General features: G+C 56.3%; 27 protein-coding genes and 1 tRNA gene. 12 read left to right on the top strand and 16 right to left on the bottom strand.

The genetic code is table 11. The annotated features are described in order from the left end of the window. Positions 1–69: 69 nt before the first annotated feature. From E5180_RS01735 to E5180_RS01750, 4 genes are all read right to left on the bottom strand, one after another. Positions 70–1,668 (bottom strand): ATP-dependent DNA ligase, encoded by a 1,599-nt coding sequence (locus E5180_RS01735; protein WP_138922880.1) that lies wholly within the window; start codon positions 1,666–1,668, stop codon positions 70–72. Then, positions 1,665–2,684, bottom strand: coding sequence for a ligase-associated DNA damage response exonuclease (locus E5180_RS01740; RefSeq protein ID WP_138922881.1), 1,020 nt, complete (start codon positions 2,682–2,684; stop codon positions 1,665–1,667). Before E5180_RS01740 ends, E5180_RS01735 begins: the two co-directional genes overlap by 4 nt. 115 nt (positions 2,685–2,799) lie before the next feature. Then, on the bottom strand, positions 2,800–3,744 hold the full coding sequence (locus E5180_RS01745) for an alpha/beta fold hydrolase (protein WP_138922882.1): 945 nt from the start codon (positions 3,742–3,744) through the stop codon (positions 2,800–2,802). A 1-nt stretch (position 3,745) separates the two neighbouring features. Continuing rightward, complete coding sequence (locus E5180_RS01750) at positions 3,746–4,036, bottom strand: SCP2 sterol-binding domain-containing protein (protein WP_138925083.1); 291 nt, start codon at positions 4,034–4,036, stop codon at positions 3,746–3,748. 75 nt (positions 4,037–4,111) lie between these two features. Here E5180_RS01750 and E5180_RS01755 point away from each other — a divergent pair, with 75 nt between their 5' ends. From E5180_RS01755 to E5180_RS01775, 5 genes are all read left to right on the top strand, one after another. Next, positions 4,112–4,678, top strand: coding sequence for a tetratricopeptide repeat protein (locus E5180_RS01755; RefSeq protein ID WP_138925084.1), 567 nt, complete (start codon positions 4,112–4,114; stop codon positions 4,676–4,678). A gap of 18 nt (positions 4,679–4,696) precedes the next feature. Further along, positions 4,697–7,624 carry a helicase-related protein gene (locus tag E5180_RS01760; protein ID WP_171048882.1) on the top strand — a complete coding sequence of 976 codons (2,928 nt, stop codon included), beginning with the start codon at positions 4,697–4,699 and terminating at the stop codon, positions 7,622–7,624. Then, a complete protein-coding gene (locus E5180_RS01765; protein WP_138922883.1) occupies positions 7,625–8,011 on the top strand; it encodes an RNA-binding S4 domain-containing protein in 387 nt (128 codons plus the stop codon). It begins immediately after the preceding gene. 52 nt (positions 8,012–8,063) lie between these two features. Continuing rightward, positions 8,064–8,402 carry a ferredoxin FdxA gene (gene fdxA / locus E5180_RS01770; protein ID WP_093732442.1) on the top strand — a complete coding sequence of 113 codons (339 nt, stop codon included), beginning with the start codon at positions 8,064–8,066 and terminating at the stop codon, positions 8,400–8,402. Positions 8,403–8,705: 303 nt separating this feature from the next. After that, on the top strand, positions 8,706–9,221 hold the full coding sequence (locus E5180_RS01775; RefSeq protein WP_138922884.1) for a CarD family transcriptional regulator: 516 nt from the start codon (positions 8,706–8,708) through the stop codon (positions 9,219–9,221). Between the two features lie 85 nt (positions 9,222–9,306). Here E5180_RS01775 and E5180_RS01780 read toward each other — a convergent pair whose 3' ends face one another. The 3 genes from E5180_RS01780 to E5180_RS01790 form a co-directional block, all read right to left on the bottom strand. Beyond that, a complete protein-coding gene (locus E5180_RS01780; protein WP_138922885.1) occupies positions 9,307–11,241 on the bottom strand; it encodes a cation:proton antiporter domain-containing protein in 1,935 nt (644 codons plus the stop codon). Positions 11,242–11,286: 45 nt separating this feature from the next. Then, entirely contained in the window at positions 11,287–11,745 is a 459-nt protein-coding gene (locus tag E5180_RS01785; RefSeq protein ID WP_138922886.1) for an Lrp/AsnC family transcriptional regulator, read from the bottom strand. A gap of 259 nt (positions 11,746–12,004) precedes the next feature. Next, entirely contained in the window at positions 12,005–14,677 is a 2,673-nt protein-coding gene (locus E5180_RS01790) for a hypothetical protein (protein WP_138922887.1), read from the bottom strand. 223 nt (positions 14,678–14,900) lie between these two features. Between E5180_RS01790 and E5180_RS01795 the strand changes: the two genes are divergently transcribed. Next, entirely contained in the window at positions 14,901–15,614 is a 714-nt protein-coding gene (locus tag E5180_RS01795) for an SIMPL domain-containing protein (RefSeq protein ID WP_254700508.1), read from the top strand. Between the two features lie 88 nt (positions 15,615–15,702). On the opposite strand, the gene E5180_RS01800 is transcribed toward E5180_RS01795, so the two are convergent. The 3 genes from E5180_RS01800 to E5180_RS15665 all read right to left on the bottom strand — a co-directional run bounded on the left by E5180_RS01800 (position 15,703) and on the right by E5180_RS15665 (position 18,330). Next, complete coding sequence (locus E5180_RS01800) at positions 15,703–16,995, bottom strand: O-acetylhomoserine aminocarboxypropyltransferase/cysteine synthase family protein (protein WP_138922888.1); 1,293 nt, start codon at positions 16,993–16,995, stop codon at positions 15,703–15,705. A gap of 124 nt (positions 16,996–17,119) precedes the next feature. Then, the gene (locus tag E5180_RS01805; protein ID WP_138922889.1) at positions 17,120–18,124 is read right to left on the bottom strand and encodes a hypothetical protein; all 1,005 of its coding nucleotides are present in this window, start codon (positions 18,122–18,124) and stop codon (positions 17,120–17,122) included. Positions 18,125–18,246: 122 nt separating this feature from the next. Next, positions 18,247–18,330 (bottom strand) — tRNA-Tyr (locus E5180_RS15665). Positions 18,331–18,457: 127 nt separating this feature from the next. Here E5180_RS15665 and rlmB point away from each other — a divergent pair. Together rlmB and E5180_RS01815 are read left to right on the top strand one after the other, a co-directional pair. Beyond that, on the top strand, positions 18,458–19,234 hold the full coding sequence (rlmB, locus tag E5180_RS01810) for a 23S rRNA (guanosine(2251)-2'-O)-methyltransferase RlmB (protein WP_138922890.1): 777 nt from the start codon (positions 18,458–18,460) through the stop codon (positions 19,232–19,234). 554 nt (positions 19,235–19,788) lie between these two features. After that, positions 19,789–20,208: a CoA-binding protein gene (locus E5180_RS01815; RefSeq protein ID WP_138922891.1), complete on the top strand. Its 420-nt coding sequence runs from the start codon at positions 19,789–19,791 to the stop codon at positions 20,206–20,208. Positions 20,209–20,297: 89 nt separating this feature from the next. Here the strand turns inward: E5180_RS01815 and E5180_RS01820 are convergent, their stop codons facing one another. From E5180_RS01820 to hisA, 3 genes are all read right to left on the bottom strand, one after another. After that, positions 20,298–20,603: a phosphoribosyl-ATP diphosphatase gene (locus E5180_RS01820; RefSeq protein WP_138922892.1), complete on the bottom strand. Its 306-nt coding sequence runs from the start codon at positions 20,601–20,603 to the stop codon at positions 20,298–20,300. After that, positions 20,600–21,361, bottom strand: coding sequence for an imidazole glycerol phosphate synthase subunit HisF (gene hisF / locus E5180_RS01825; RefSeq protein ID WP_138922893.1), 762 nt, complete (start codon positions 21,359–21,361; stop codon positions 20,600–20,602). The genes E5180_RS01820 and hisF overlap by 4 nt, the downstream gene beginning before the upstream one ends. Positions 21,362–21,452: 91 nt before the next feature. Next, on the bottom strand, positions 21,453–22,169 hold the full coding sequence (gene hisA, locus E5180_RS01830) for a 1-(5-phosphoribosyl)-5-[(5-phosphoribosylamino)methylideneamino]imidazole-4-carboxamide isomerase (protein ID WP_138922894.1): 717 nt from the start codon (positions 22,167–22,169) through the stop codon (positions 21,453–21,455). Between the two features lie 143 nt (positions 22,170–22,312). On the opposite strand from hisA, the gene E5180_RS01835 reads away from it, so the two are divergent. Continuing rightward, positions 22,313–22,702 carry a DUF2147 domain-containing protein gene (locus tag E5180_RS01835; protein WP_138922895.1) on the top strand — a complete coding sequence of 130 codons (390 nt, stop codon included), beginning with the start codon at positions 22,313–22,315 and terminating at the stop codon, positions 22,700–22,702. Positions 22,703–22,833: 131 nt separating this feature from the next. Beyond that, on the top strand, positions 22,834–23,226 hold the full coding sequence (locus tag E5180_RS01840) for a DUF2147 domain-containing protein (RefSeq protein ID WP_254700509.1): 393 nt from the start codon (positions 22,834–22,836) through the stop codon (positions 23,224–23,226). A 15-nt stretch (positions 23,227–23,241) separates the two neighbouring features. Here E5180_RS01840 and hisH read toward each other — a convergent pair whose 3' ends face one another. Both hisH and hisB read right to left on the bottom strand, forming a co-directional pair. Further along, the gene (gene hisH, locus E5180_RS01845; protein ID WP_138922897.1) at positions 23,242–23,880 is read right to left on the bottom strand and encodes an imidazole glycerol phosphate synthase subunit HisH; all 639 of its coding nucleotides are present in this window, start codon (positions 23,878–23,880) and stop codon (positions 23,242–23,244) included. A gap of 2 nt (positions 23,881–23,882) precedes the next feature. Then, positions 23,883–24,470: an imidazoleglycerol-phosphate dehydratase HisB gene (hisB, locus tag E5180_RS01850; protein ID WP_138922898.1), complete on the bottom strand. Its 588-nt coding sequence runs from the start codon at positions 24,468–24,470 to the stop codon at positions 23,883–23,885. Positions 24,471–24,620: 150 nt separating this feature from the next. Between hisB and E5180_RS01855 the strand changes: the two genes are divergently transcribed. Together E5180_RS01855 and E5180_RS01860 are read left to right on the top strand one after the other, a co-directional pair. Further along, a complete protein-coding gene (locus E5180_RS01855) occupies positions 24,621–24,860 on the top strand; it encodes an Lrp/AsnC ligand binding domain-containing protein (protein ID WP_093732457.1) in 240 nt (79 codons plus the stop codon). Then, complete coding sequence (locus E5180_RS01860) at positions 24,857–25,192, top strand: hypothetical protein (RefSeq protein ID WP_138922899.1); 336 nt, start codon at positions 24,857–24,859, stop codon at positions 25,190–25,192. The genes E5180_RS01855 and E5180_RS01860 overlap by 4 nt, the downstream gene beginning before the upstream one ends. Positions 25,193–25,195: 3 nt before the next feature. Here E5180_RS01860 and E5180_RS01865 read toward each other — a convergent pair whose 3' ends face one another. Further along, positions 25,196–26,140 carry a response regulator gene (locus tag E5180_RS01865; RefSeq protein WP_138922900.1) on the bottom strand — a complete coding sequence of 315 codons (945 nt, stop codon included), beginning with the start codon at positions 26,138–26,140 and terminating at the stop codon, positions 25,196–25,198. Positions 26,141–26,198 lie beyond the last annotated feature (58 nt).

Genomic DNA, 26,198 nt, shown 5'->3' on the forward strand with positions numbered 1-26,198 from the left:
AAACCTCTTTTTGACGTTAATTCTACCTAAGCACGGGTCCGCGGCAAAGCAAGGCGATGGCAGGGTGGATCAACCGTAAATCCGCAGCATTTCTTCAAGATCGGCCAAGGTGTTGGCCTCTTGAAGCGGCTTATCCTGCCGCCACCGCAGCATCCGTGGAAAGCGCAGGGCGACGCCGGATTTATGCCGTGTGCTGCGCTGGATACCCTCGAACGCGATTTCGAACACGTGGTGCGGGGTGACTTTGCGCACAGGGCCAAACCGCTCGAGGGTATTCTTGCGGACCCAAGCCGTGATCTTGCGAAACTCGGCATCCGTCAGGCCGCTATAGGCTTTGGTAAAGGGCACCAGATCATTGCCGTTCCAGACCGCAAAGGTGAAGTCAGTGAACAGGTTGGCGCGTCGGCCTGACCCCGACTGGGCATAGATCATCACTGCGTCGATGGTCAGCGGGTCCAGCTTCCATTTCCACCAATCGCCCTTCTTGCGCCCCGCCAGATAGGGGCTATCGGCACGCTTCAGCATGACCCCTTCGGCTTGGGCATCGCGTGCAGTGCCGCGTTGATCGGCCAGCGCATCCCATGTGGCAAAGCTCAGCTGCGGCGACAGGCGGATCGGTGCGTCGTCGGGCAAGGCGGCGCAGGCTTGTTCAAGCAGCGCACGACGTTCGGCAAAGGGGCGGTCTCGGATATCCTCGCCTTGCCATTCCAGCAGATCATAGGCGTGCAGCACGACGGGGGCTTCGGCCAGTAGCTTCTTCGGCACGGTCTTGCGCCCAATACGGGCTTGCAGTGCGTTGAAGGATGACGGTGCAGGCTGACCATTGGGCCAGACGAGCAATTCGCCATCTAGAACCGTGCAATCGGGCATGAAATCCACCGCGCGGGCAAGTTCCGGAAAACGGTCAGTCATCAGCTCTTCGCCGCGCGACCACACGAAATATTCGCCGTCGCGCAGGATCAATTGGCCGCGGATACCGTCCCACTTCCATTCTGCGCGCCAGTCTTGCGGATTACCCAGCTCTTGCGGCTCGGCTTCCAGCCCGTAGGCCAGATAGAAGGGATAGGGCCGTGACGCGTCTGCAGAGGCATCTTCGGCCTCGACCAGCGTGTGCCAGGTTGTGTCGTCGGGATGCCAGTTCCCCATGAGCCGATGCGCCAGCTCGGGTTCGGGTTTGTCTGTGGCGCGGGCAAGGGCGCGGGTCATCAGCTTTTGGCTGACGCCCACACGAAAACCACCGGTGATGAGCTTGTTAAAGATAAAGCGTTCGGTTCCGCCCAGGATTGTCCATGCGTCCAGCACAAAGGCTTTGCGCGCCTCTTCGTCCTGCGTGTAAATTTCGCGCAGGGCCGCGATCCAGGTAGACAGCGATTGGTCGTCTTGCGTCGGGTTGGGGGGCAGCACCAGCGCGATCGTCTCGGCCAGATCGCCGACGATGCTATAGCTTTCCTCGAACAACCACAGTGGAATCCCCGCACGTTCAGCGGCCCATTCGCGCAGCTTGGTTGTAGTGACGGCGCGTTTGGGGCGGCGGCCGGAAAACAGCGCAATGGTCCATAGGCGGTCATCATCCGGCGCGGCGCTAAAGTAATCGGCAAGAGCGGCCACTTTGACCGTCGTCTTGGTGCTTTGGTCGATGGCGTTGAACAGGGCAGCAAAACGTTTCATTCGTACGCGTCCTTATCAAGGGACTCGCCTTCGAACTGGGTAGGCACCACCTGCGCCTGCCAGCCACTGTCCGCCAGATAGCGGCTGAAGACATCCGTATAACCGTGTGTGACATATATATTTTCTGCTTCGGTCGCCTTGATCGCCGACAGCAGTCCATCCCAGTCCGCATGGTCCGAGATGATAAAGCCGCGATCGCCCGCACGGCGTCGACGTACACCCCGCACGGCCATCCATCCGCTGGCGAAAGCGGTCTCCTGCAGGCCGAACTTCTTGGACCATGCACTGCCCAAAGCACCGGGTGGGGCCAGCACAATTGCGCCGGGGTGGTCCTTGGGGTTCAAATCCGCATCCGCGAGGATCGTGTCGGGCAGGGTGATCCCTTGATCGCGCAGCACGCGGTTGGTGTTTTCGGTTGCGGTATGGGTCAGGATAGGGCCGATTTCGGGGTCGAGCATCGACAACAGACGTTGCGCTTTGCCCAAGGCGTAGGCCCCCAGAAACGCCGTCTTGCCCTGCGCCGCGCATCCCGCCCACCAGGCGTTGATCTCTGCCGCGATGGTGGATTGATCGGCCCAGCGAAACACCGGCAGGCCAAAGGTGCTTTCGGTGATAAAATGATGACACTTGATCGGCTCGAACGGATCAGACAGCCCGTCGTCTACAACCTTGTAGTCGCCCGAGGCAACCCAGACCTCGCCGTCTACTTCGACGCGGATCTGGGCGGAACCGGGGACGTGGCCCGCTGGATGAAACGACACCTGCGCACCGCCAATCTGCCGCACTTCGCCATACGCGATTGCGTCGGCGGTAATGTCGCCCAAGCGGTGCCGCATGACGGGCAGGGCGATGTCAGTGGCAAGGTAGCGGCTCATGCCCCAGCGGGCGTGATCTGAATGTCCGTGGGTAATTAACGCGCGGTCAACGGGGCGCCACGGGTCGATATAGAAATCACCCGAGGGGCAGTAGATGCCGTTTTCGTTGAACGTGAGGACAGGTTGCTTGGCCATGCGCATAAGCTAGCGGAGCGAAGCGGTTTGAACAGGGGGAATACAGAAATCTCGACAGATTTTCGATATATGTCGTTTGTTTGTAAATATTTACCGAGGGAGGTTAAAGTCAGGCGCAACGCTATTTCTTGGCGGTGCCGAAGAATAGCGCTGCCATTTCCTCTATTGCGTTGTTGCGGGTGGCGGCGGTTTCCATCAAGACTTCGTGCTCTGCGCCGTCAATGATATGCAGGTTGCCGCCTTTCCAAGTCTCCATCCGCGCATGGATGCGATCCTTATGGACGATACGCTCGTTCGACCCGAGGAACGTGGCGCAAGGCAGGCTAGGGGCAGCGCGCAGCGACAGATGTTTGGTTTCGGTCAAAGCTTCGCGCAGCCAGATAAAGCTGGGTCCGCCCAGCGATAGCTCGGGGTGCGCGTTGATCTGAGTGCGCATCATTTCGTACATCTCGGGGTCGGTCGTCAGCATGTTGCCTTCAAACGGCGCGGTCGAGACGTAGGGCGCCGCCTGCGTTCCCATCGGCAAACGATACCCCTGACCAATACGCGGCATCAGCTGGCTTAGTCCCGCGGCGACAAGACGCATATGCGGTGCAATATGAATGCCCCACATCGGCGCGGTAAAGGCTGCGGCTTGCACCGACAGCCCCTCCATACAGGCGCGCAGACCGATGGCCCCACCCATGGAATGCGCCAGCAGGAAAAACGGGCGCGGCAGCTGCAAAGCGCGGGCGGTCCGCATCATCGCTGCCACATCTTTTTGATAATCAGAGAAAACATCGACGTGGCCGATATTACGGTCGGGGATCAGTCGATCCGACAGACCTTGCCCTCGCCAATCAATCGCAATGACCGCCAGCCCTTTTTCGGCAAGAGCGCTTGCGGTCATCGCATATTTTTCCACGTATTCTGTGCGGCCGGGGAAAAGCAGCACTGTGCCCTTTGCCCCGTCCAGCGGCCAATGCGCGACGCGCAGCTTCTTACCGTCCGATGTCTCGGCCCAATGCGCCTGACCCGTTTCGGGGAGGGGCGCGATGTCGGTGAAAAAGGGCGCGGTTTCCAACATATTAGGACAGAACAGCCGCCAGCTTCATTGCCATACCCATGTCGCCGTCAATCTTGAGCTTGCCGCTCATGAAGGCACCGGTCGGGTTGGTGTCGCCGGACAGGATTGCCTCGAAAGTTTCAGCGTCTGCAGAGAGGGTTACGTCGGCTTCCTCATCTCCTTTGCGTGCGCCGGTTGAATCCATCATGACAGCGCCTTCGCCTTCAATGTCGAACTTGGCGGTCCCGTCAAAGTCAGCGCCTGCCAGTTTTTCATTCAGTACTGTTACAGCTTGGTTCACGATATCGCTCATCATAGGCCCTTTTCTTGGCAAATGGTGCCGACACGTCTGGAATTGTGGCGGCAGCCTGTTACATTCACTGTTGTTATGGGCAACTGCATCGTCAACCTCAAACATACCGTCGCGGCACTTGGTCTTTGGGTGTTGCTCGGGGGTATAAGTTTCGCACAAGTGTCGCCCCCAATGGCGGCTGAATTGTTGCAGGATTTGCGCAATGCCCCCGCATCCGAGGCCGCACGAATCGAACGTGACGTGCTGACGGTCTGGGCGCAGTCGGGATCGCCTGCAATGGATCTGCTGTATTCTCGGGGTAAGGACGCGATGTTTCAGGGGGATACGACGCTTGCCATCGCGCATCTGACGGCGTTGACGGATCACGCGCCCGAATTTGCCGAAGGCTTTCATGCCCGTGCACAGGCGTATTTCGCCGCGGGCCTATATGGTCCGGCCATTGATGACCTAGAAACCACGCTTGCCTTGAATCCGCAGCAGTATAACGCCATTTTCGGTCTGGGAGCGATCCTGCAGGAGTTTGGCGACCTACGTGCGGCTGCCGATCTCTATCGCCGAGTGTTAAGCATTAACCCTCACCATGATAACGCGCAAAGGGCGCTGGACGGGCTGCGGCGCGACGGCATTGGGCGCAGGCTTTAACGATCTAAGGAATTTCTGGTGGCAGGTGACAGCAGGGTCGTGGCCGTTTTAGGCCCGACCAATACAGGCAAGACGACCTATGCAATCGAACGGATGTTGGCGCATCGCACAGGGGTCATCGGACTTCCCCTGCGGCTGCTCGCGCGCGAAGTCTATGACCGCATCGTCGCCCTAAGGGGGCCGTCCGTCGTGGCGCTGGTCACGGGCGAAGAACGGATCGTGCCGCCGCGCACCCAGTATTGGGTCTGTACGGTCGAGGCGATGCCCGAAGGCTTGGGCGCTGATTTGGTGGCGATCGATGAAATCCAACTGTGTGCCGATCCTGAACGGGGGCATGTTTTTACCGACCGGCTTTTGCGTGCACGAGGTCTGCACGAGACGTTGTTTATGGGGTCCGATACCATGCGCGGGTCCATTGCTGCCCTGGTGCCAGAGGCGCAATTCATTCGGCGCGAGAGAATGTCGGAATTAATCTATTCTGGTCAGAAAAAGATAAGTCGAATGCGTCCACGCAGTGCGATTGTCGGGTTTTCGGTTGAGAATGTATATGCCATCGCAGAGCTGATCCGCCGTCAAAAAGGCGGTGCAGCGGTGGTGATGGGGGCGCTCAGCCCCCGTACGCGCAATGCTCAGGTCGCGATGTATCAAAACGGCGAAGTCGACTATCTGGTGGCCACAGATGCCATCGGGATGGGGCTGAACCTTGATGTGGACCACGTTGCTTTTTCTGCGCTGAGCAAGTTTGACGGGCGGCGTATGCGTCCATTAGCCCCTAACGAGCTCGCGCAGATCGCAGGGCGTGCGGGGCGCGGATTCAAAAGCGGGACCTTTGGCGTGACCGGCGATGCGCCCCCATTGGACGATGGTGTTGCACGTGCGATTATGGACCACAGCTTTACGCCCCAGAAAAAGCTGAACTGGCGAAACCCGGCGCTGCAATTTGGGTCGATTGACCGCTTGATCCAGACGCTCGAGGTGTCGCCTGACAATGAACGGCTGTTCAAGGCACGCGAGGCCGACGACCTGCAAGCGCTGAAGAACATGGCCGTTGATGCCGAAATCGCGGCGCGCTGCACCGACGGCCCTTCGGTCCGATTGCTGTGGGATGTTTGCCGGGTTCCCGATTTTCGTGGTATAGGCCATGCAGAGCACGCCAACCTACTTGAGCAGATTTTCAACTACCTGCATCAGCGTGACACCATCCCCGACGACTGGCTTGCGCGACAAATTAAACGCATTGATCGAACCGATGGGGACATTGATGCGTTATCCAAACGATTGGCGTTTATTCGAACGTGGACCTACGTAACACAGCGCAAAGGTTGGACAGGTGACGAAAGTCATTGGCGACACGAAGCACGTGTCGTAGAAGACAGACTGTCGGACGCGCTGCACGAGCGTCTGACCCAAAGATTTGTAGATCGGCGCACATCCGTGCTTTTGCGCCGGCTAGGACAGAAGGAAGCCATGGTGGCCGAAGTAAACGAGACCGGTGAAGTAACCGTTGAAGGCGAATTTGTTGGCAAGTTGGACGGGTTCCGCTTTCGCCAAGACAAAGGCGCAGGCGTTGCCGAAGATAAAACGATCAAAACTGCATCGTTGCAGGCGCTGGCTCCTCAGTTCCATTTGCGGGCGGATCGTTTCTATAACGCCCCCGACACAGAAATTGATTTCACAGAGCAGGGCGGCCTTATGTGGGGCAGTTCCGCGGTGGGCAAGCTAGTTTCGGGCTCTGATCCGCTAAAGCCCGGTGTCGAGGTGTTCGTCGACGACGTCGCGGGCCCCGAGGTCGCGCAAAAAGTGCAGCGCCGTTTGCAGCACTTCATAGACCGCAAAGTCGCAGCGTTGTTCGAGCCGCTGATCGCCATCTCCAAGGACGAGGCGTTGACCGGTTTGGCGCGGGGCTTTGCCTTCCGTATGGTCGAGAACTTTGGCATTCTGCCGCGCGCTGATGTGGGCGACGAGGTTAAAGCGCTGGATCAAGATGCACGTGGCGCATTGCGCAAGCATGGCCTTCGTTTCGGTCAGTTCACCATCTTTATGCCTTTGCTGCTCAAGCCTGCTCCGACGCGCCTGCGTCTGGTGCTTTGGTCGATCACTAAAGGGTTGAACGAATTCCCGGAATCGCCTCCTCCCGGTCTGGTGACGATCCCTGTTGACACCAGTACGCCCGAAGGGGCCGCGACGATGGCAGGGTACCGCAACGCCGGTGAACGCGCGATCCGTATCGATATGCTGGAACGACTTGCTGACATGTTGCGGTCGGAAGATTCGCGTGGCGGGTTTGAGGCCAAGGCCGATATGCTGTCGATCACCGGCATGACGCTCGAACAGTTCGCCACGCTGATGGAAGGGCTTGGATACAAGGCCGAGAAATCCGAACGGACAAAGGTCAAGGCCGTCGACACAGTCGTGCCGCATGACGGCGCGCCAATGGCCGCCGACAAAGGTGCCGATGCAGATACGCCTGTGATGGATGTGGCTGCCGAACAGCCCGCCGGTGGGATCATCGAAGACCCTGCCGTGGCGCAAGCGGATGATATCGTACCCGCGACTGCAGACATGCCCGACGACGGCATCGCCCCGTTGGTCGAAGAGCTGGCCGAGACGCCCGAAGTCGACGACCACATCCCCGATGTACCTGCCGAAGAGACCCCACAAGGCACTGCGCCTGATGCGGAGATCGCCGGTGCCGAGCTCGAGACATTCTATGTCTTCACCTGGGGCCGTGCTCCGCGTGGGAATGCGCAGGGGCAGCGACGCGGTGGCGGTGATCGTCCGCAGGGCAAGGGGAAACCCGGACCCCGTGGCAAAAAGGGTGCGCCGCGCGGTGACAAGGGCGGGAAGCCGCAAAAGTTCAGCAGCAAGCCCGCACGCGCCGAAAAGCCGATTGATCCTGACAACCCATTCGCCGCTGCGCTGATGGGACTGAAAGACAACAAGTAATTGTCGCAGGCGGCGACAAAGCTGCGGCTTGATAAATGGCTGTGGCATGCGCGGTTCTATAAAACGCGCTCTCTGGCGGCCTCTCGCGTTCAAGCGGGGGCCGTCAGGGTCAACGGCAGCATTGCGCAGAAACGCGCGACGCTGATCGTCGTCGGAGACGTGCTGACCTTTCCCATCGGCGACGACGTGCGGGTCATCCAGATCGACGCGATCGGTATTCGGCGCGGTCCAGCCCCCGAGGCGCAGACGCTTTACACAGATCTGTCCCCGCCGGTTCCCCGCTCCGAGAAAAAACAACCTGAAAATCCGGCATTTGAGGGAAAAGGACGCCCCAGTAAGCGCGATCGCCGTGTGCTTGATCTTTCTCGGGCGCGCCACCTTGAATGATACGCTATGCTGACGTATCTCGTGGGCTAAAGCTGCCATAAAAGATGATGTTATGACCTATATCGTTAACGATGCCTGTATCTCCTGCAAATACACTGACTGCGTTGAAGTATGTCCGGTGGATTGCTTTTATGAAGGCGAGAACATGCTGGTCATTCATCCCGATGAATGTATCGATTGCGGCGTTTGCGAGCCTGAATGCCCTGCGGATGCGATCCGCCCCGACACAGAGCCGGACATGGAAAAGTGGGTTGAATTCAACCGCAAATACTCCGAACTTTGGCCAGTAATCATCACCAAGAAAGACCCGCTGCCCGAGGCAGAGGAACGCGACGGTGAAGAGGGCAAGCTGGAGAAATACTTCTCTGAGGCACCCGGAGAAGGCGGCTAAGCGATTCGGCCTTTGGCCACTGGCTGCGGGCGGTGAAATCTGTAGGCAGCCCCCAATAAACGCTGGATTAACGTGTATTTGATCGAATACGCTTCGCCACCGCTTTCGGGGCGTCGAAATTTGTGATATACGTTATCTCAAATGATGATACCCGCGCGCCAATTACCAACCGTTTTGCACAGGTTGAATCAGGACATCTGAAGTTATGAAATGAGGCTGACGGCTCTTTGGGCCGGTCGGTTTTTGTCGTCGTGACTGTATATTTACCCATGCGGGCCGTCCCCGCGCCCAAGGAGCCACTTTATGAGCAAGTCGAAGAAGCTAGATTTCCGTCCGAATGAATTCGTTGTGTATCCGGCACATGGCGTTGGCCAGATCGTTTCGGTCGAAGAGCAGGAAGTTGCAGGCATCTCGCTGGAGCTGTTTGTGATCGTCTTCGAGAAAGACAAGATGACGCTGCGGGTGCCTACGCACAAAGCGACTGAAATCGGTATGCGCGCCCTTAGCAGCCCCGATGTGATCAGCCACGCGATGAAAACGCTTAAGGGTAAGGCAAAGGTCAAGCGGGCCATGTGGTCGCGGCGTGCTCAGGAATATGAGCAAAAAATCAACTCTGGCGATCTGATCGCGATTGCCGAGGTGGTGCGCGACCTGCACCGCACCGATGATCAACGCGAGCAAAGCTATTCCGAGCGCCAGCTGTATGAAGCAGCGCTAGAGCGTCTGACCCGCGAAGTTGCTGCTGTTGCCGGTGGCGATGAGCTGGCCGCGTCCAAGCAGGTTGGTGACGTTCTGGAAAGCCGTGTCGCCGCGGCTTGATCTACGACACTAGTATCAATTTAGCCGCGCCTGATGCGATATCGGGCGCGGTTTTTTTATGTCATGAACAGGCGGTAGGCGGGTGTTACGAGTTGCGCTTATCCTCTTGATCGATGCGCTTCAGGAATGCGGTTTCCAGATCCTTTTGCAGCTCTTTAGCGCGCGCGACGTAGGCCTTGTTCTCGCTTGGCGGGACGTCAGGGCGCCATAGCGCGGCGAGCTCGCGCACAGAGGCACGGTCGTGCGAATAGAACATCCGCTGCGCTTCAGCAGCCTCGTAGTCGGACAGGCCGAGATTTTCGAGCACATAGCGCCCCGCACGCAGCGAGCTGTCGAACATCTCGCGGACGATGTCATTCGCGCCGGCCTGGTACTGTTGGTAGACGTCCGTCCGGTCATGGGCACGGGTCACAATGTGCAAGTCGGGGCATTCCTTACGGGCATACGCGATCAGTTGGAGCGCCGATTTGGGGTCGTCCAATGCGACGACAAGAACCTTGGCGTCGCGCAAGCCGGCCTTGCGCAGGATATCCGCACGGGTGGGGTCGCCCAGAAACGCCTTGAAGCCAAAGCGTCGCATAACGGCGATGGTTTCAGGGTTATGGTCCAAGACGACGGTGCGAAATCCGCTGGCCTGCACGAGCCGGTTCACGATCTGGCCGAACCGTCCGACACCGGCGATGATCACGGTTCCTTGCTCGTCGATTTCGTCGGCAACGATCGGGCCGGATTTCTTGTCCATTCGTTTGCTGATCTGGTCGTAAAGGATGAACAAAAGTGGCGTGATCAGCATGGACAGTGCAACCACTAGCAGCAGGGTCTCAGCCACATCATTCGGAATAACCCCTGTGGCCACCGAGAAGCTGACCAAAACAAACCCGAACTCACCCGCCTGTGCCAGACCAAGTGCAAAGAGCCATCGATCGCGGCCGTGTAGTTTGAATAGGGTGCCCAACCCGTACAGGATAAGCCCTTTCACCAGAATAACGAGCAGCGCCATGCCTACGATGATGGTGGTGTCGGCGAACAGTAAATCAAAGTTAATGCCTGCGCCGACTGTGATAAAGAACAGCCCCAGCAGCAGCCCCTTGAAGGGTTCAAGGTCGGTTTCAAGCTCGTGTCGGAATTCGCTGCTGGCCAGAACCACCCCCGCGAGAAAGGCCCCAAGGGCTGGGGACAGGCCCACCAGCATCATCAAAAACGATATACCTACGACGATCAGCAGCGCCAGCGCGGTGTACATTTCGCGCAGATTGGCCGCGTGAATAAAGCGAAAGACGGGTCGGGTGAAAAACACGCCGGTGATGATGATCCCCGCAATCGCCCCGAGGGTCACCAGTGTAATCCCCCACCCCGGTAGCCCTTGCACCAGCGAGATCGCTGCCTGTGCTGTTTCGGCACCTTGACCGGCAGCCGCCGGCCCGTGTCCCGAGGCAGCCTCCGCCCCATGGGCTACATCCTCTGGGTTGATCGATATCGATCCGTCGGGCCGCATTTGTGCGGGAAGCTGCGCAACGAGCAGGGGGAGGAAGGCCAGGATCGGAATTACTGCGATATCCTGCGTTAACAGGACCGAGAATACCGACCGCCCGCCGGCCGTCTGCATCAGTCCCTTTTCCGACAGGGTTTGCAGCACGATCGCCGTCGATGACAACGACAGCGTCAAGCCAATCGCGATCGCCACACCCAGGGGCTGGTCATAGGCCATGGCGATGCCCATCAAGGCCGCAGCGCTTAACACGACCTGCATGCCACCAAGCCCCAGCAATCGATGCCGCATGTTCCACAAGGCGCGGGGTTCAAGCTCTAGCCCGATAAGGAACAACATCATCACGACGCCAAATTCGGCGAAATGCTGAAGGTCCTTGGTTTCTGACCCCACCAGCCCAAAGGCTGGTCCGATCAGGATGCCCGCCGCGAGATATCCCAGCACCGACCCCAGCCCCAAGCGTGACGCGATCGGAACCGCTATCACCGCCGCGGCGAGATAGATCGAGGCTTGGAACAAGAAACCTTCCATAAGGGGCAAACTTTCATTTTGTCGGGCTGGTCCCGAACGGGTCAATCAGATGGGCAGCGGCCCGTCTCGTTTAGGCTGATCCATAACAATCTGGCTATGCACTTTCGCGACAGCCGGGTGGGGCAGTAGCACCTCATGGATCAGGCGGTTTAGGCTAGACAGGTCTGTACAGTAGACGCGTAGCAAATAATCCGCATCCCCGGTCATCGTCCAGGCGCTAACGATTTCAGCGTGCGTCGTTACAAGCTGCGCGAAGCTGACTGAATGTTCGGGTTGATGTGTGCTTAGATGCACCTGCACAAATCCTTGGACCATAAGCCCCAGTTGTTGGGGGTCGAGCTGCGCGGTATAGTTCTGAATATAGCCTTCGGATTCAAGGCGTTGTCGCCGTCGGCCTGCCTGGGAAGGCGATAGATTCAACGTCTCTCCGAGCTCTTGCGCGGTGAGGTGGGCGTTACTCTGCAACGAAGCCAAAAGGCGTTTATCTGTCTCATCCAATGCCATGCGAGAATATTACATAGATCGGAGGAACGATGCGTCAACCCCGCACCTATTACCGTTTGGGTCTGGAATTTGGCCGCATACTACGGAATCGCCGCGCAAATTCGTACCTGTGGCTAGAGCGAGCATGGGCGAAGTGACGCTCGCCTCTTACCGCTCAAATTTTAGGCGGTGTGAGACCTCGGTCGATCTAGGGAACGCCGCTGCACCTGATATACTCGGTCCGTGGATGGGACAAAGGGGGGACCCAAGCGGCAAGCCGTTATCCGCGCGGCATCTTCAGTACAACATCGCGCCCACGTCGGTTATAGCGCAGCTCGCTTTCGCCGATGGCAGAAACGCGGCCGCCGTCCAAACGATCTCCGACTGCGACTTTCTGATAGCGCCCGTTGCTAAGCCGTATCAGTGCGCGCCGACTGGAAGGTTTGCCGTAAACCCCGATCAGATTGATCGAACGAAGTTTGATCGCATTTTTTACGGTCGCTTGCTTTGAAACCGATGTTTTGGAGGGAACGGCCGGCTTGACCACCTGCGGCGTCACCGCTTTTGCCGCGCTGGCGACAGTTACCGGCATCGGTTGCGCGCGTTCGGCACGGCGCACGAGGCGGGAAAAATTGCCCGGGCGCAGGTCAGGGCGTTTGGAGGTATCGGTCGCGTATCGGGTGGCGTTGTTGACCGGTTCCTGAGGAAGCGCAGCCTTGAGCGCCTCGGCCGCCGCTTTTGCTGCAGCGTCAACTTCGGCCTGTTGGGCGACAGCTACGGCTTTGATCAACTGAGCGGACCGTGCCGTTGGGCGGAGTGCGGCGAGCTCGTTCCGGATCGCGCTGTCAGAGTTATCCGTGTCAGAGCTGTCCGAGTTTGTGCTATCTAGGTTGATGTTTTCTGGATTGGTGCTGTCTGTCGCTTCAGCGGGCTCTTCTGGGCGCAATTTGGGCCTGAACTTGGGCGGAGCGGAAGCTACAGAGGCCTCGATCACTTCAGCGGCCTTAGGTGCGTCAGGCCGCGCTAAGGTGGCAGGGGGAACGCGGGCTGGCCGGCCGGCAAACACAAGCACCCCATCTGCATTCAACGTACCTTTTTCGCTTGGAATGACCAAACCGCGATCATCCAGCTTGAAGGTTGTGCCCGCGGTCGCGGGCGGTGCCGATATGATGTCGACAACATCGCCGCCAAACGACGCAAGCTTGGGCAAAGCCATTGCTTTATTCGAGGTGCTGACCGGATCAAGACCCCTTGCGAGCACGTTATCCAAGCTCAAAATCGCAGGGACCTGAGGTGTTTTGGGCGCAAGGGCCCAGATGCCCGTGGTGGCGTATTTCGCCTCGATTTCCTGCGCGGTCATTTCAACCGAGCGAAGGGACTGTGGCGCAGGCGTCGCATCAAGAACGGGGCCGCTTTCATCGCGCTGCGGGGGGGCAAGTGCCGCGACTGTCGTATCGGTCGCTCGCTTTGTCGGCGCAGGGGGGGCTGCAACGCGCTTTACGGCCTGCGTGCGCTCCTCCGTTGGTGTGGGAGCTGACGATGCCGTCTGAGTGGTGTCACGGCTGCCAAATATCCGCGAAAGCGTTAGCCCGTCGTCAAGAAACACGGAAGCCCAAGCCGCAACACCTGCCAGAAACACCAGCAAAGCCGCTGTTAGTGCCAGTGCCAGAAAGCGGGGCTTGCCCCCGACAGTTTGGTCGTTGCGTGCCCCGAAGACAGTCATCCGGTCGGCTTCGTTTTCGTCTTTGGCGCGGGTTTTGCCGGTGACCGCAGGCACGCTCGCGCTTGTTCGTTTGGACGGTGGAGGTACAGGGAGAGACCTGAGGCGTTTCAGAAATGCAAAGGGCGAGGCTTTGGTCTCGCGGGCTGGCTTTGCGCCGGTCAAAGAGCTGCTATCTGGTACGGGACCGCCGGCGTTTTCAAGTGGTTGCACGTGGCCGCGGCCGACCGCGGCTGCCACCCGTGGTGCGCTTCGGCGGCTGGAAAAATCTGCAGTGACTTTCGTTGCAGCAGGGGCCGCAGGTGTCGACTTCGACGGCGCTGCTGTTGGTGCGCCGAGGGCAGGGGGGACTTTGCTCTCGACCGAGGCTGTAGACGTTTTGCCACCTGAGATCGCCGGTGCTTTCGCGGTGGCCGACGGTTTCGCCAACGGCGGCGTGACCGATTGGGCGACGGGGTGCGCACCCGGTGCGGCCGTTCCCACAGAGGTATTGTTGGTCTGCTGACTCGTCCGTTCGGGAGCAGCCGAGGCCTTCGGCGCTGGCTTTTCGGCTTTGGGAGGGAGGGGCGTTGCCTCGGCTTCGGCTTGGATTATCGGCGCAGTCCGCCCCAGATCGGTCTTTGGAGGTGCGACAGAGGTTTCAGCGATAGGGTCAGATTGCGATTGTTTTTCCTCGGGCGGCGCAACATCGTCCAAAATAACGAGAGGCTGTGTATCGGGCTCCACTTCTTCGCCCGGTTTTAGCCATTGGAAGGCCGTGTCTGTCGGCCCGAAAAACGCCTCGCCCTTGAAATCATGATCGTCAGCCTGCGCAACGAAACTGACGGGATGAAACCGGTGCTCCGTCGCAAACGCTTCAGCCTCGATCAAGGTTTCGCGCGCGACGGCGGCAATGTGGGTGAGGGGGCCATCGTCGCGTGTGTCAAAGACCAGATCCGTAACGGCATAGGGCGTGGCCCCGTCCAGCGCGCGCTTGGCTTTTTCACGTCGCGCCTGATCGTCCAGCCCAGCCGTATTGATCGACATGAACTTGATTTGATCGTTAGGGATCAGAACCTTGCTGCGTAAACCGCCTGGTTCAAGAGCGGTGGCGGTGGCGCGCAGGGTCGCCAGTTCGGCGGCCATATCTTCGGCGTCGACCGCGACTTCGCCAATTTGCCGCCAGCCGCTAGGGACACGGTGCAGCAGGCGAATTCCTTGAAAGGAGAGAGACAGTGCAAAGTTAGGCTTCATGGATACGCTTTTACTAGAGGCTTGGAGGCGGTGAAACATTCAGGACAGCAGTAGATTGCCAATACCACGTGGATCGCCAGCAAAACAGTGTGCCCGTTCAGAGCAAAGGAATAGAGCAGTAGTTTGCTCATGAAAAGAGTCGAGCGCACAGGGGACTTGCAGCGAACTTGGCGGAAGGCCACACAGTAGCCTAGGGGATATTATCAGGAAAAGGATCAACAATATGCGAATGTTAAATATGAGAATTTTCAAATTTGCTGCAATTCTTTGCGCGGGTTTTGCTTCTGGTGCATTGGCGCAACAAGCCCCGCAAGGGATCACCGTGAACGGGCAGGGTGTCGTTTCGATTGCTCCGGATACGGCCACGATCCGCCTGGGGGTAAGCGAACGCGCCGCGTCTGCAGCGGAAGCAATGGCGCAAACGTCCGAAAAAGTGCGCGGAATTTTAGATCAATTAGATTCACTAAAAATCGCTGGTCTCGACCGTCAGACAAGCGGACTCTACCTGCGTCCAGTATACGACAATGGGTCTCGCAGCGACACAACGCCTGTGCAAGTCTCGGGGTATGAAGCGGGGAATACCGTGAGTGTGACAGTGCGCGATCTTAGCAAGCTGGGGCAGCTACTGGATGCCGTGGTGGCCGAAGGAGCGAATGACTTTAATGGTTTGCAATTCGGGTTGCAGGATAACGAAGCCGCGTTAGAGCAGGCTCGTAAAGATGCCGTTTCAGATGCTATGGCGCGGGCGCAACAACTTGCCGATGCTGCCGGGGTTAAGCTTGGTAAAGTGATTAGCATGTCCGAAACCAGCCAAGGTTTTCGCCCAATGGAGATGCGCAGCGCGCAGATGAAAAGCATGGATATGCCCATCGAAACCGGAGAGGTCGACGTTAGCGCTCAGGTGTCCTTGCAGTTTGAGATCGTCGAAGCAGACTAACCGTCTGAGATAGACCAAGGGCGTACCATAGGTTGCTCTGGTTAAGGAAAACCCCGCCAGCATTAGGCTTTGGCGGGGTTTTTTATGGTTAAGCGGTGGCTATGGACAAAGCTTGATCAAGGTCGGCGATCAGGTCCACCGCATCCTCGGTCCCGATCGACAACCGCACGACATTTGCCCCGGCACCGGCAGCTTCTTGCTGCTCTGGGCTCAACTGGCGGTGCGTGGTGGAGGCGGAGTGGATGATCAGCGACCGCGTATCACCGAGGTTGGCGACGTGGCTAAAAATCTCCAGCGCGTTCACCAGTTTGACGCAGGCATCGTACCCGCCTTTGACAGCAAAGGTGAACAAACCACCGGCCCCTTTGGGGCACACTTTTTTCGCGCGTTCGAAATAGGGAGATGATTGCAGCCCCGCATAGGTGACATAGTCGACCCGGTCATCGTTCTCGAGCCAAGTCGCGATTTTCTGTGCGTTTTCAACATGCCGTTCCATCCGCAACGACAACGTCTCGGTGCCCATCAGCGTGTAATGCGCAGCCTGGGGGTTCATCGTCATCCCAAGGTCGCGCAACCCGATGGCAATGCCATGAAACGTAAAGGCCAGCCCGCCAAACGTCTCGTGGAAGTTGAGCCCGTGGTAAGCCGGCTCGGGCTGGCTAAGCGACGGAAACTTGTCATTCGCCGACCAGTCAAATTTGCCCGAGTCGACGATGCAACCTCCAGTAACTGTTCCGTTGCCGGTGAGGTATTTGGTCGTAGAATGGACCACGAGCGTTGCCCCAAGTTCAATCGGACGACACAGGTATGGCGTCGCCGTTGTGTTATCGATGATCAGCGGTACCCCCGCATCGTCTGCAACGTCTGCAATTGCCCGTACGTCCATAATGTAGCCGCCGGGGTTCGCGATCGCCTCGCCAAAGATGGCGCGTGTATCGTCGTCAACCGCGTCCTTGACGGCATCGATATCATCAAAATCCACGAACTTGCAGGACCAGCCGAAACGTTTGATCGTCTGGCTGAACTGCGTCACCGTGCCGCCGTACAGACGGGTAGAGGCGATAATGTTCTTACCCGGCCCCATGAGCGGAAATAGCGCCATGATCTGTGCCGCATGCCCAGAAGAACAACAAACAGCCCCAACGCCTCCCTCAAGCGTCGCGATCCGTTCTTGCAAGACCGCAACGGTCGGGTTTGTCAGGCGGGAATAGATAAATCCCACCTCTTGCAAGTTGAACAATGCTGCTGCGTGGTCAGCATCTCGAAACACATAGGCTGTTGTTTGATAGATCGGCGTCTGTCGCGCACCGGTCGCCGGATCAGGTTTGGCCCCTGCATGTATCTGCAAGGTATCGAAACCATAATTGCTGCTATCTGTCATCAGTATTCTCCCTTAAATCGTCTGCAATATGGTTAGGTGAACCGATGTAGGCGCACAAGCCGTAGGTCGCAGGGACACCGGCTATGATGCTTCTGGCTGGCGTGGGTCTAACCTTCGATTATGCCTACCGAAGCCAGTAGCCGTTTGATTTTAGACGATTTCGAATGGCTTGTTCTTTGCGTGGCAGGTTGGCCTGATCAAACAGAGCCCGAGCTTTGCGGCCGCGCCCATTATAGACCATCCGCTTAATCGGCTCAGATCCTTTAAGAACTTTTTTAAGCTTATTTGGTGCCGCAATCTTTTCTAATAGATCAACAACATAATCTGGTTCACGCGCGTAAAGCAGCGGGATAAAACGATAGTGGCAGCTGATTGACCCATCTATCATCCCATCTGGCAAAGTGTCTCGTCCTCCCCCAAGCGCGTGAATCACTAGCGGTAAAGCAACCTGATCGAGCCAGGGGTCAAAGGACTGCGCGCAGAGCTCTGTCGGCGGATCATCCCGAATTGCCAAAGCGTACTCAAGAAACTTTGCGCCAAATTCATGGGGACAGCGATAAAAAAAGAAACCTGCGTTAAAGTATAAATAGCGCTGCCAATAGTCATCGGGCTGGCCATGATCGAGACTGCTATCGAAATCTAGATCAAATTTATCATAGAGAGATTTCCACAGGCCCCCGTACTGGGGCCCATAAAGCTGAGGAACGGGCCAAGTGTTGGTGCGGCGCATAGAGGCCATCGGGCGGTCAAAATCGAACGGAACTGAGGCGAGATCACCCGTGAGCAATGTATCTGTGTCAAAGAACACAAACGACTCCCCCTTGGGAAGCGCGCTGAGCATTTCGATTTTATTGCCATAGGGATACGCGTCTCCAAAGTGATGCGTTTCAAAGGGGACGATGCTAGCGCCGAGATGCTGCAAAGCTGAAATAATATCAGGATTTTTGATCCGCGGATCAGTGGACCATAACGGGCCTGGCTGAGGCTCCATTACATAAAGTTTGCCTTTGAAATCTGGGCTGTTGTGGCGCAGCGAAGCGGCAAAAAGAAGTGCCTCATACGCTAGCCGCCCGTGTTGGCCGACAATAGCGATATTGAATATCTGATCCGATTCGGAAGCTTGGGCCACACGCACACCCCTATTTCTGCGTAAGCAAACTCAACAGCTAACGTGTGTCACAAAACCATGCTCAAACACAACGCGACAAAAGAGTATGTCGCTATACTTCAGCATATAATTTGAGGATAAAGTGGTGGGCGACCCTGGAATCGAACCAGGCGTGCGTCTCCGCGAGGGAGTTACAGTCCCCTGCCACACCTTGCGGCCTGTCGCCCACTTTAACCCAGTGCATTGCACCGGCTGTGAAGGCGTGATTACAAGCGGGCAGTATAAGCGTCAAGGCGAAAACCTGTGTAAACTGCAGTGAATTTTGCCTTGCGAAAAAAGATAGAAGGTTCGGTCATGAAAAAACCTAAGTGGGTTGTACAAAAAGAGCAGGAAAAGAAGGCGGATGCGAACCAAACAGTTTGGTTGTTCGGGCTTCATGCGGTGCGTGATGCGCTCGAAAACCCTAAGCGAGAAAAAATAAAATTGATGGTGACCCCCAACGCGCAAATCAAGTTGGAAGAGGCAATCGTCAAAGCTGGCATAGAGCCTGAAGTCGTTGACCCCCGGAAATTCCGTCCTCCGCTTGATCCAGGCTCGGTCCATCAGGGTGCCGTGCTTGAAGTAAAGCCACTAAGCTGGGGCTCACTGAAGGATGTCTGCATCGGTGCAGAGGCCCCGCGGGTATTGTTGCTTGATCGGGTGACGGACCCCCATAATGTTGGCGCAATTCTGCGTTCAGCAGAGGTATTGGGCGCATCCGCCGTTGTTGGGATGCGCCACCATGCCGCGCCCGAAACCGGCGCACTCGCGAAAACTGCGAGCGGGGCGCTTGAGCGACAGCCCTATTTGCGCGTTCGGAATCTGGCCGACGCGATAAAAGAGCTTCAGTCCATGGGGTATCTCGTTCTTGGTCTAGACGGCGAAGCCGAAGCAACGGTTGAATCCGTACTTGAAGGAAAGCGAGACCGCCCCGTCGCGCTTGTTCTTGGGGCAGAGGGGCCGGGTTTGCGCGAGAAGACCAAAGAGACGGTGGATGCCTTGGTACGCATAGACGCCACGGGCGGGTTTGGCTCTCTCAACGTGTCAAACGCAGCTGCGATCGCGCTGTATGCGTCGCGCGACCATAGCTAGCATTTCTTTTAGCCTCCTGTAGGGATTGCAAGCTGCGGTTATCGCGGCAGCAAAGCGGCCCTTAATTTAGGCACAGGGCGGCGCGAGCTGGCCTGTGCTTAATATAGGGCTCCGTTGCACGATTAAAAAACGGGTCCCGACGTATCAACCTCCTGTATCTTCCCGCCAGCCGCAGGAATGTAAAAGCGCTGTGTAAAAATTTCATTCGGCTTAAGCCCGTGCCGATGACCGTGTGACTAAACCCAAAAACTTAAGAAAAAGACAACATGACGTTCGAAAATCGCGAATGAAGTGGCGGATAAGAACGGGAACTTTTTTGAGTTATTTTAATCGTTGCTAAAGGGGATGGCAAAAAACAGCTGATGTCTTCATAGTTTGTTCACGGATATGTCAGAAGCTCTTTGAATGAAGCAAATCATTCTTATTTGTCTTTCATGACGGCAGGCTTGGAACTCCTGCTGATCACCTAACTGTCCCTCGTTCCGTACCTTTGCGCCCTCACGTTTAACGTGAAGGGCGCTTTTTTTGGGCGCATTTAAAGTTTAGTAAGACATATGCATTACTCAGACACTCAGCTGACGAAGATTTTTAAGAATACGAAACGCATTGCTGTTGTCGGGGCCTCAATGAACCCGTCGCGGCCGAGCTACTATGTCGCGCAGTATTTGCTAACGAAAGGCTACGATATCGTTCCGGTCAATCCAGCGCATGCGGGACTGACCTTGTTTGATGCGACTGTATTGGCGCGATTGTCCGATATAGAAGGGCCAGTCGATATGGTCGATATATTTCGGCGGTTCGAAGCGGTCCCCGAAATTGTTGACGAGGCATTGGAGGTATTTCCCGATCTTGGCACTATCTGGATGCAAATTGGGGTCCAGCATCCTGTCGCTGCGGCAAAGGCTGAAGCAAAGGGTGTAGCTGTGATTCAGAATAGATGCCCGAAAATCGAGTTTCAGAGGCTATTTGGATGAAGCTCGCTTGAACCCGTCGCGATCAAAGATGTTGCGCTAGGTCGTGATGCCGTAAATGAGCGGCACTGCGCCACTAAGTTTGGTGCGCGTCAGCGAGATTCTTTTTCAGCCAGACCGCTTCGGTGTTGGCGGCGGGTCAGTTCGGCGAATACGTCGGACAACGCCACATCTCGCGACGCAAGCATGACGAGCAGGTGATACAGCACATCCGCCGCCTCTGAGGTCAGCTTTGCTTTGTCATCCTTAACGGCTTCGATAATTGCTTCGATGGCCTCTTCGCCGAACTTTTCAGCACACTTCTCAGGCCCTTTGGCGAGCAGTTGGGCGGTCCAGCTGCTAGAGGGATCCGAATGCTTTCGAGACTGGATCGTCGCAAATAAATCTTCGAGCATCATGAGAGCCTCATAGGGATACCGGCATCGGACATATGTTGTTTAGCCTGAGCGACCGTGAATTCGCCGAAGTGAAAAATTGACGCTGCTAGGACTGCAGAAGCGCCGCCCTTGGTCACGCCATCGACCAAGTGATCCAGGGTGCCCACCCCGCCGGAAGCGATCACAGGAACGGAAACTGCATCGGAGATGGCTCGCGTCAACGGAATGTTAAATCCTTGTTTGGTACCGTCTCGATCCATGGAAGTAAGAAGAATCTCTCCAGCACCTTTTTTTGCGACGGTCTTTGCAAACTCGACCGCGTCGATGCCCGTGGCCTTACGACCGCCGTGGGTGAATATTTCCCACTTTCCGGGAGCGACGGTTTTCGCATCGATCGCGCATACGATACATTGACTGCCAAACTGATCGGCAGCACGTGCAATGACATCTGGGTCGGCCACTGCGGCAGAATTAAAGCTAACCTTGTCGGCCCCGGCTAAGAGCAGCGCACGCACATCTGCGACAGCGCGGACACCACCGCCAACTGTTAGCGGAATGTAGCAGTGTTCGGCAGTACGCGTCACGAGATCGAACATTGTGCCGCGGTTTTCGTGGGTTGCATGAATATCAAGAAAACAAAGCTCGTCGGCCCCCGCGGCGTCATACGCGATTGCTGCGTCCACGGGATCGCCTGCATCGCGAAGACCAACGAAGTTAACGCCTTTGACAACGCGACCATCAGCGACATCGAGGCAAGGAATGATACGGGTCTTTAGCATGTGATCTTTCTCGCGACGGGGGCGGGCGAAAGCGGTTGGACGGCTGTCCGCCCCCCACAAACCACCCGAGAATTTGAAACCAGTTGGAAGCTTAGGCAAGCGCCTTCAATGCTTCGGTTAGGTTGATTGCACCATCATAAAGCGCCCGGCCGGAAATGGCACCGGAAATCACGCCGGTTTTTTTCAGCGCTTGAAGATCAGCAAGAGAGCTTACGCCGCCGGAGGCGATGACGGGAATGTTTACAGCGCGGGCCAATGCGGCGGTCGCATCGATATTAGGGCCCCCCATGGCACCATCCCGCATGATGTCCGTATAAATAATCGCCGCGACGCCGGCATCTTCGAACGATTTAGCAAGATCGGTAACCATTACATCGGTTTCTTCAGCCCAGCCTTTCGTCGCCACGCGACCGTTTCTAGCATCAATACCAACCGCAACCTTGCCTGGAAAAGCGCGGGCGGCTTCGCGCACGAGTGCTGGGTTCTCGACAGCGACAGTGCCCAAAATCACGCGTGCTAGGCCTTTATCCAACCAGGCTTCGATTGTCGCCATATCGCGGATTCCACCGCCAAGCTGGGCAGGAACCTTGCAGGACTTTAATATGGCTTCGACTGGGGCAGCATTAACCGGCGTGCCGGCGAAAGCGCCGTTTAGGTCCACGAGATGAAGCCAAGTACAACCGGCATCAACAAAAGACTGCGCCTGAGCCGCGGGGTCGTCGTTGAAAACAGTAGACTTTTCCATGTCGCCGTGCACGAGACGTACGGCTTGCCCATCTTTGAGGTCGATAGCGGGGTAGAGGATCATAGCGTTGCCCTTGGCTTTGGGGGAGTTGGCTTCAATTGCCACGCTGCGCGCTCTATTGCAACGCGGCAGAGGTGTCCCCTACGTCAAGCTTGCCTGAATCGTCATAATCGCTTCAATCTACGGTCATATCGGGAGGATATATGATGAAAAAGACGATTTTTGCGGTCATCGCGAGCTTGGGATTTGCCGGGGTCGCGATGGCAGCGGATCCCGCGGTAGGCGTTTGGCAGACGCAACCGGATGACGGGGCCTATGCACATGTCAAAATAGGCCCTTGTGGTGCCGCGGTGTGTGGGACGATCCAGCGGACGTTCAATGCGTCTGGCGAGTATAAATCCGAGAATATTGGCAAGCAGCTGGTTATCGACATGAAGCCTGACGGTAGCGGTAAGTACGCCGGTAAAGTCTGGCGGCCTTCGAATAACAAAATATACATCGGCAAGATGACGGTGGCGGGCAACAGCCTAAAGCTTTCTGGTTGTGTGGCTGGCGGATTGCTGTGCTCTAAACAGGACTGGCAGCGGGTTAAATAAACCTCTGAGCGTACCGTAATCTGGCTAAATTTGCACGAATCGGGGCGCGGGTGTAGGATGCACTCGCGCCTTGGTTTTTTGGTGCGTTGCTAAAAAGCTGTAAGGCATGTGTCGCTTGGGGGAGTGATACGATGTTTTTATTAAAATATATTTACTGTGCTGCTATTTTTGCAGTTTCTTCGACCACTGTATTTGCTGATGTCGTCGAAGGTGTTTGGAAATCTACACCGGATGTTAATGGGTTAGTTGTTCATGTACGCGCAAAGCCCTGTGGGCGAGCACTGTGTGGGACAGTTGAACGTGCCAAAGACCGGCGTGGATATGACAAGCGCTCAACCGCGGTTGGTAAGCGGGTATTCTGGGATATGAAACCGCAGCCTGATGGCAGCTATGTCGGCACATTGCTGGGGACTTCTGCCTCGGAAATGCGCAAGGCGACAATGTTAGTCCATGGCAATGCGATGCGGCTACAGACCTGTATCGGCGATGCTTGCAACGAGATGATCTGGACGCGCCTCCGATAGAAGGCATCCCCGTTGTTAGGGGCGCCAGTTCAAGAAATTTGCGATCATGCGAAGACCGGTCGTCTGGCTCTTTTCAGGATGGAATTGCATGCCGATCATGGTGTCGCGACCAATGACTGCGGTGACGTCGCCTGCGTAATCGACATGGGCCAGACGTTCTGAATTATGACGCACGTCCATATGATAACTATGTACAAAATAGGTATGATCGCCAGTCTTGATACCATCAAAAACAGGGTGAGGGTGGTCGATGACCAAATCATTCCAGCCCATGTGCGGCACCTTCAAAGAGGGGTCTCGCGGCGTGATTTTGGTCACTTCACCTTCAATCCAATCGAGCCCTGCCGTATCCTCATATTCACGGCCCATGGATGCCATCAACTGCATGCCGACACAAATGCCAAGGAAAGGGCGCCCCTTCTCTACGGCTGCTTCGATCATAGCGGCATAGATCCCGCTTTGACCCTTTAAAGCTGCCATGCACGACGGAAACGCACCATCACCCGGCAGCACAATACGGTCAGCGCGGGCAACAATATCGGCATCCGCGGTAACGATGACATCACCTGCATCACATTCCTGCGCCATCCGTTGGAACGCTTTGTGGGCCGAGTGAAGGTTACCCGACTCGTAGTCGATTATCGCTGTCAACATCGTCAAAGCGCACCTTTGGTAGATGGTATATCGGACGCTTTACGCGGATCCGTCTCAACTGCGTCGCGCAGAGCGCGGGCAACGGACTTGAATACAGCCTCTGCGATGTGATGGCTATTAATGCCGTGCAGCATGTCGATGTGGAGCGTGATGCCGCCATGGGTGCTGAGTGCCTGGAAGAACTCACGTACCAGTTCGGTATCAAAATTACCAATTTTCGCGGTGGGCAGATCGACGTTCCAGATCAGAAAGGGACGCGCTGAAAGGTCCAGCGCCGTGCGGATTAACGCGTCATCCATTGGCAACAGACAGGCACCGTAACGACGAATTCCACGCTTATCGCCAAGGGCAGTGCTTAGGGCCTGCCCAAGTGTGATCCCCACATCTTCCACTGTGTGGTGGTCATCAATATGCAAATCACCTTTCGCGGAGATTTTCATGTCGATTAACGAATGGCGTGCCAGTTGGTCGAGCATATGGTCAAAGAAACCAATACCGGTTTCATTGGCATAGGAACCTGTTCCGTCTAGGTTGATTTCGACACTGATTTCGGTTTCAGCAGTGGAGCGATTGATGGTGGTCTTGCGCACGTGAGTATCCTTGTCTTTCGGTATCTTATAGCAGTGCAAACCGTCGCGCCAAGTCCAAGCGTCTTTAGTCAGGTCTGGGTTAATCAGCGATTGCGGCGATACCCGCCTTATGTCAGCTTGGGCCTGTCGCAAATAGTCGAAAGTCTCCCCATGTCCACCTGCGTGTTTATTCAGATTCGGTGTAGGCCGGGCACAACCTATCGCGTTGCCGAAGAGGTCGCTCTGCGGGAAATACACTCCGAACTGTATTCAACATCTGGCGATTTTGATCTTTTGATGAAGCTGTACATTCCGTCGGGCAAAGACATCGGCGTCTATATCAATGATAACCTTCTGGACATCGACGGCATTGAGCGCTCGCTCACGACGATGACGTTCAAAGCGTTTTGAAGCTTCTGATCTCGACTGCTATCGTCTGGTCTGTACTGTCCGGTGCCGTGCTGGCCCTTACCTATGAGGGCGAGGAAGCTGCAGCTTTGCGTTGCGCAAATATGATCGCCCATACGGCGGTCACATTGGCTCGGGCAGAAATGATTGGTGAGGACGAAAAGACGGTTATGCTCGGGGTTACTGTCCTTATTCTAGAACGGCATGTGAGCGGAACGCGCGGGCAGAAAAAGATGGCCATGACCATTTTGCGCGACCGTCGCACGATCGATCAGACGCTTGAAGACTATCGCAAGCATGCCGCGCATTGTTTGGTTCAGTTCCCGATCAACTGAACCTTAAGCCGCTGCGCATTTCGTTGCATAGCGCGATTCGGCGCGCGACAGCGCCCGTTCAAAAGTCTTTTTAACCCGCTGAGTTCGGTTCGCATTCGGTGGGATGGGGGTGCCGACTGACAGACTGATGGATTTGCCGTTGGCGTCGCCTTGGAGCAAATTCAATACGTCCATTTTCGCCTGTAACCCTGTTTCCATCCGGTCCCATTCGGGCAGGTTTGGATCGCGCGTGATACACAGGAATGCACCATTGCCTTCGTACGACATAAGCAGGTGGGGGCAGGTAATAAGGTCCGACAACGTATCGGCCAAGCTGGTCAGAACGTGGACGTAGTCGTGATGGGATATTTGATCGAACAGATGTTCAGCATCGTCAATAGAAACGCAAAATACCTGATATTTATCCAATTCGCTGCGTTCAAGCTGGGTGATGTAATTCCCCAGTGAGAACGATAGAATCAGGCGACCCACATTCGCCAAATATAGTTTATCGGCGAGGTTGATATCCGCGGGTATCAGCGTACCATCTTCTGATAAGTCGCTGGTATCAATGCGTTTTATCGTTTTTGAGGAGACCAGCAAACGCTCGGCCACGCGAATTCTGTTATAAATATCTTTAAGATTGAAAGGCTTTGCGATGTAGTCATTTGCACCTGCGGCAAAGGCTTTTTCGATCGAGATGGAATCAGTCTTCGCTGTCAGCATCAGGATCGGCTTGTTTTCATACCCTGGAAGCGTACGAATCCTGCCGCAAAGCTCGATGCCGTCCATTTCAGGCATATCAACGTCTAACAAAAGGCAGTCAAAGGGCACTTTTGCTGCCCCGATCATCTCGAGTGCTGCGGGGCCTGAAGGGGCTGTGTGCAGGTCGTTCAAATCCGCCTGTTCGAACATTGCAGGAAGAAGCTCAAGGATGAACGGATCGTCATCAACGGCTAAAATTTTCACATTTGTCTCCTTCCGAGAATTGCATCGACGTTTCGAAGCAACCTACGTCAAACTCCCT

Origin of the sequence: Sulfitobacter sp. BSw21498 (genome assembly GCF_006064855.1) — a bacterium.
In the GTDB taxonomy this organism is placed as follows: Bacteria; Pseudomonadota; Alphaproteobacteria; order Rhodobacterales; family Rhodobacteraceae; genus Sulfitobacter.

What these genes read in the sequence shown, in the direction of transcription:
- E5180_RS01735 (WP_138922880.1), bottom strand. Translation starts at nt 1,668, where the DNA reads ATGAAACGTTTTGCTGCCCTGTTCAACGCCATCGACCAAAGCACCAAG.
- E5180_RS01740 (WP_138922881.1), bottom strand. Translation starts at nt 2,684, where the DNA reads ATGCGCATGGCCAAGCAACCTGTCCTCACGTTCAACGAAAACGGCATC.
- E5180_RS01745 (WP_138922882.1), bottom strand. Translation starts at nt 3,744, where the DNA reads ATGTTGGAAACCGCGCCCTTTTTCACCGACATCGCGCCCCTCCCCGAA.
- E5180_RS01750 (WP_138925083.1), bottom strand. Translation starts at nt 4,036, where the DNA reads ATGAGCGATATCGTGAACCAAGCTGTAACAGTACTGAATGAAAAACTG.
- E5180_RS01755 (WP_138925084.1), top strand. Translation starts at nt 4,112, where the DNA reads ATGGGCAACTGCATCGTCAACCTCAAACATACCGTCGCGGCACTTGGT.
- fdxA (WP_093732442.1), top strand. Translation starts at nt 8,064, where the DNA reads ATGACCTATATCGTTAACGATGCCTGTATCTCCTGCAAATACACTGAC.
- E5180_RS01775 (WP_138922884.1), top strand. Translation starts at nt 8,706, where the DNA reads ATGAGCAAGTCGAAGAAGCTAGATTTCCGTCCGAATGAATTCGTTGTG.
- E5180_RS01780 (WP_138922885.1), bottom strand. Translation starts at nt 11,241, where the DNA reads ATGGAAGGTTTCTTGTTCCAAGCCTCGATCTATCTCGCCGCGGCGGTG.
- E5180_RS01785 (WP_138922886.1), bottom strand. Translation starts at nt 11,745, where the DNA reads ATGGCATTGGATGAGACAGATAAACGCCTTTTGGCTTCGTTGCAGAGT.
- E5180_RS01790 (WP_138922887.1), bottom strand. Translation starts at nt 14,677, where the DNA reads ATGAAGCCTAACTTTGCACTGTCTCTCTCCTTTCAAGGAATTCGCCTG.
- E5180_RS01795 (WP_254700508.1), top strand. Translation starts at nt 14,901, where the DNA reads ATGCGAATGTTAAATATGAGAATTTTCAAATTTGCTGCAATTCTTTGC.
- E5180_RS01800 (WP_138922888.1), bottom strand. Translation starts at nt 16,995, where the DNA reads ATGACAGATAGCAGCAATTATGGTTTCGATACCTTGCAGATACATGCA.
- rlmB (WP_138922890.1), top strand. Translation starts at nt 18,458, where the DNA reads ATGAAAAAACCTAAGTGGGTTGTACAAAAAGAGCAGGAAAAGAAGGCG.
- E5180_RS01815 (WP_138922891.1), top strand. Translation starts at nt 19,789, where the DNA reads ATGCATTACTCAGACACTCAGCTGACGAAGATTTTTAAGAATACGAAA.
- E5180_RS01820 (WP_138922892.1), bottom strand. Translation starts at nt 20,603, where the DNA reads ATGATGCTCGAAGATTTATTTGCGACGATCCAGTCTCGAAAGCATTCG.
- hisF (WP_138922893.1), bottom strand. Translation starts at nt 21,361, where the DNA reads ATGCTAAAGACCCGTATCATTCCTTGCCTCGATGTCGCTGATGGTCGC.
- hisA (WP_138922894.1), bottom strand. Translation starts at nt 22,169, where the DNA reads ATGATCCTCTACCCCGCTATCGACCTCAAAGATGGGCAAGCCGTACGT.
- E5180_RS01835 (WP_138922895.1), top strand. Translation starts at nt 22,313, where the DNA reads ATGAAAAAGACGATTTTTGCGGTCATCGCGAGCTTGGGATTTGCCGGG.
- E5180_RS01840 (WP_254700509.1), top strand. Translation starts at nt 22,834, where the DNA reads ATGTTTTTATTAAAATATATTTACTGTGCTGCTATTTTTGCAGTTTCT.
- hisH (WP_138922897.1), bottom strand. Translation starts at nt 23,880, where the DNA reads ATGTTGACAGCGATAATCGACTACGAGTCGGGTAACCTTCACTCGGCC.
- E5180_RS01855 (WP_093732457.1), top strand. Translation starts at nt 24,621, where the DNA reads ATGTCCACCTGCGTGTTTATTCAGATTCGGTGTAGGCCGGGCACAACC.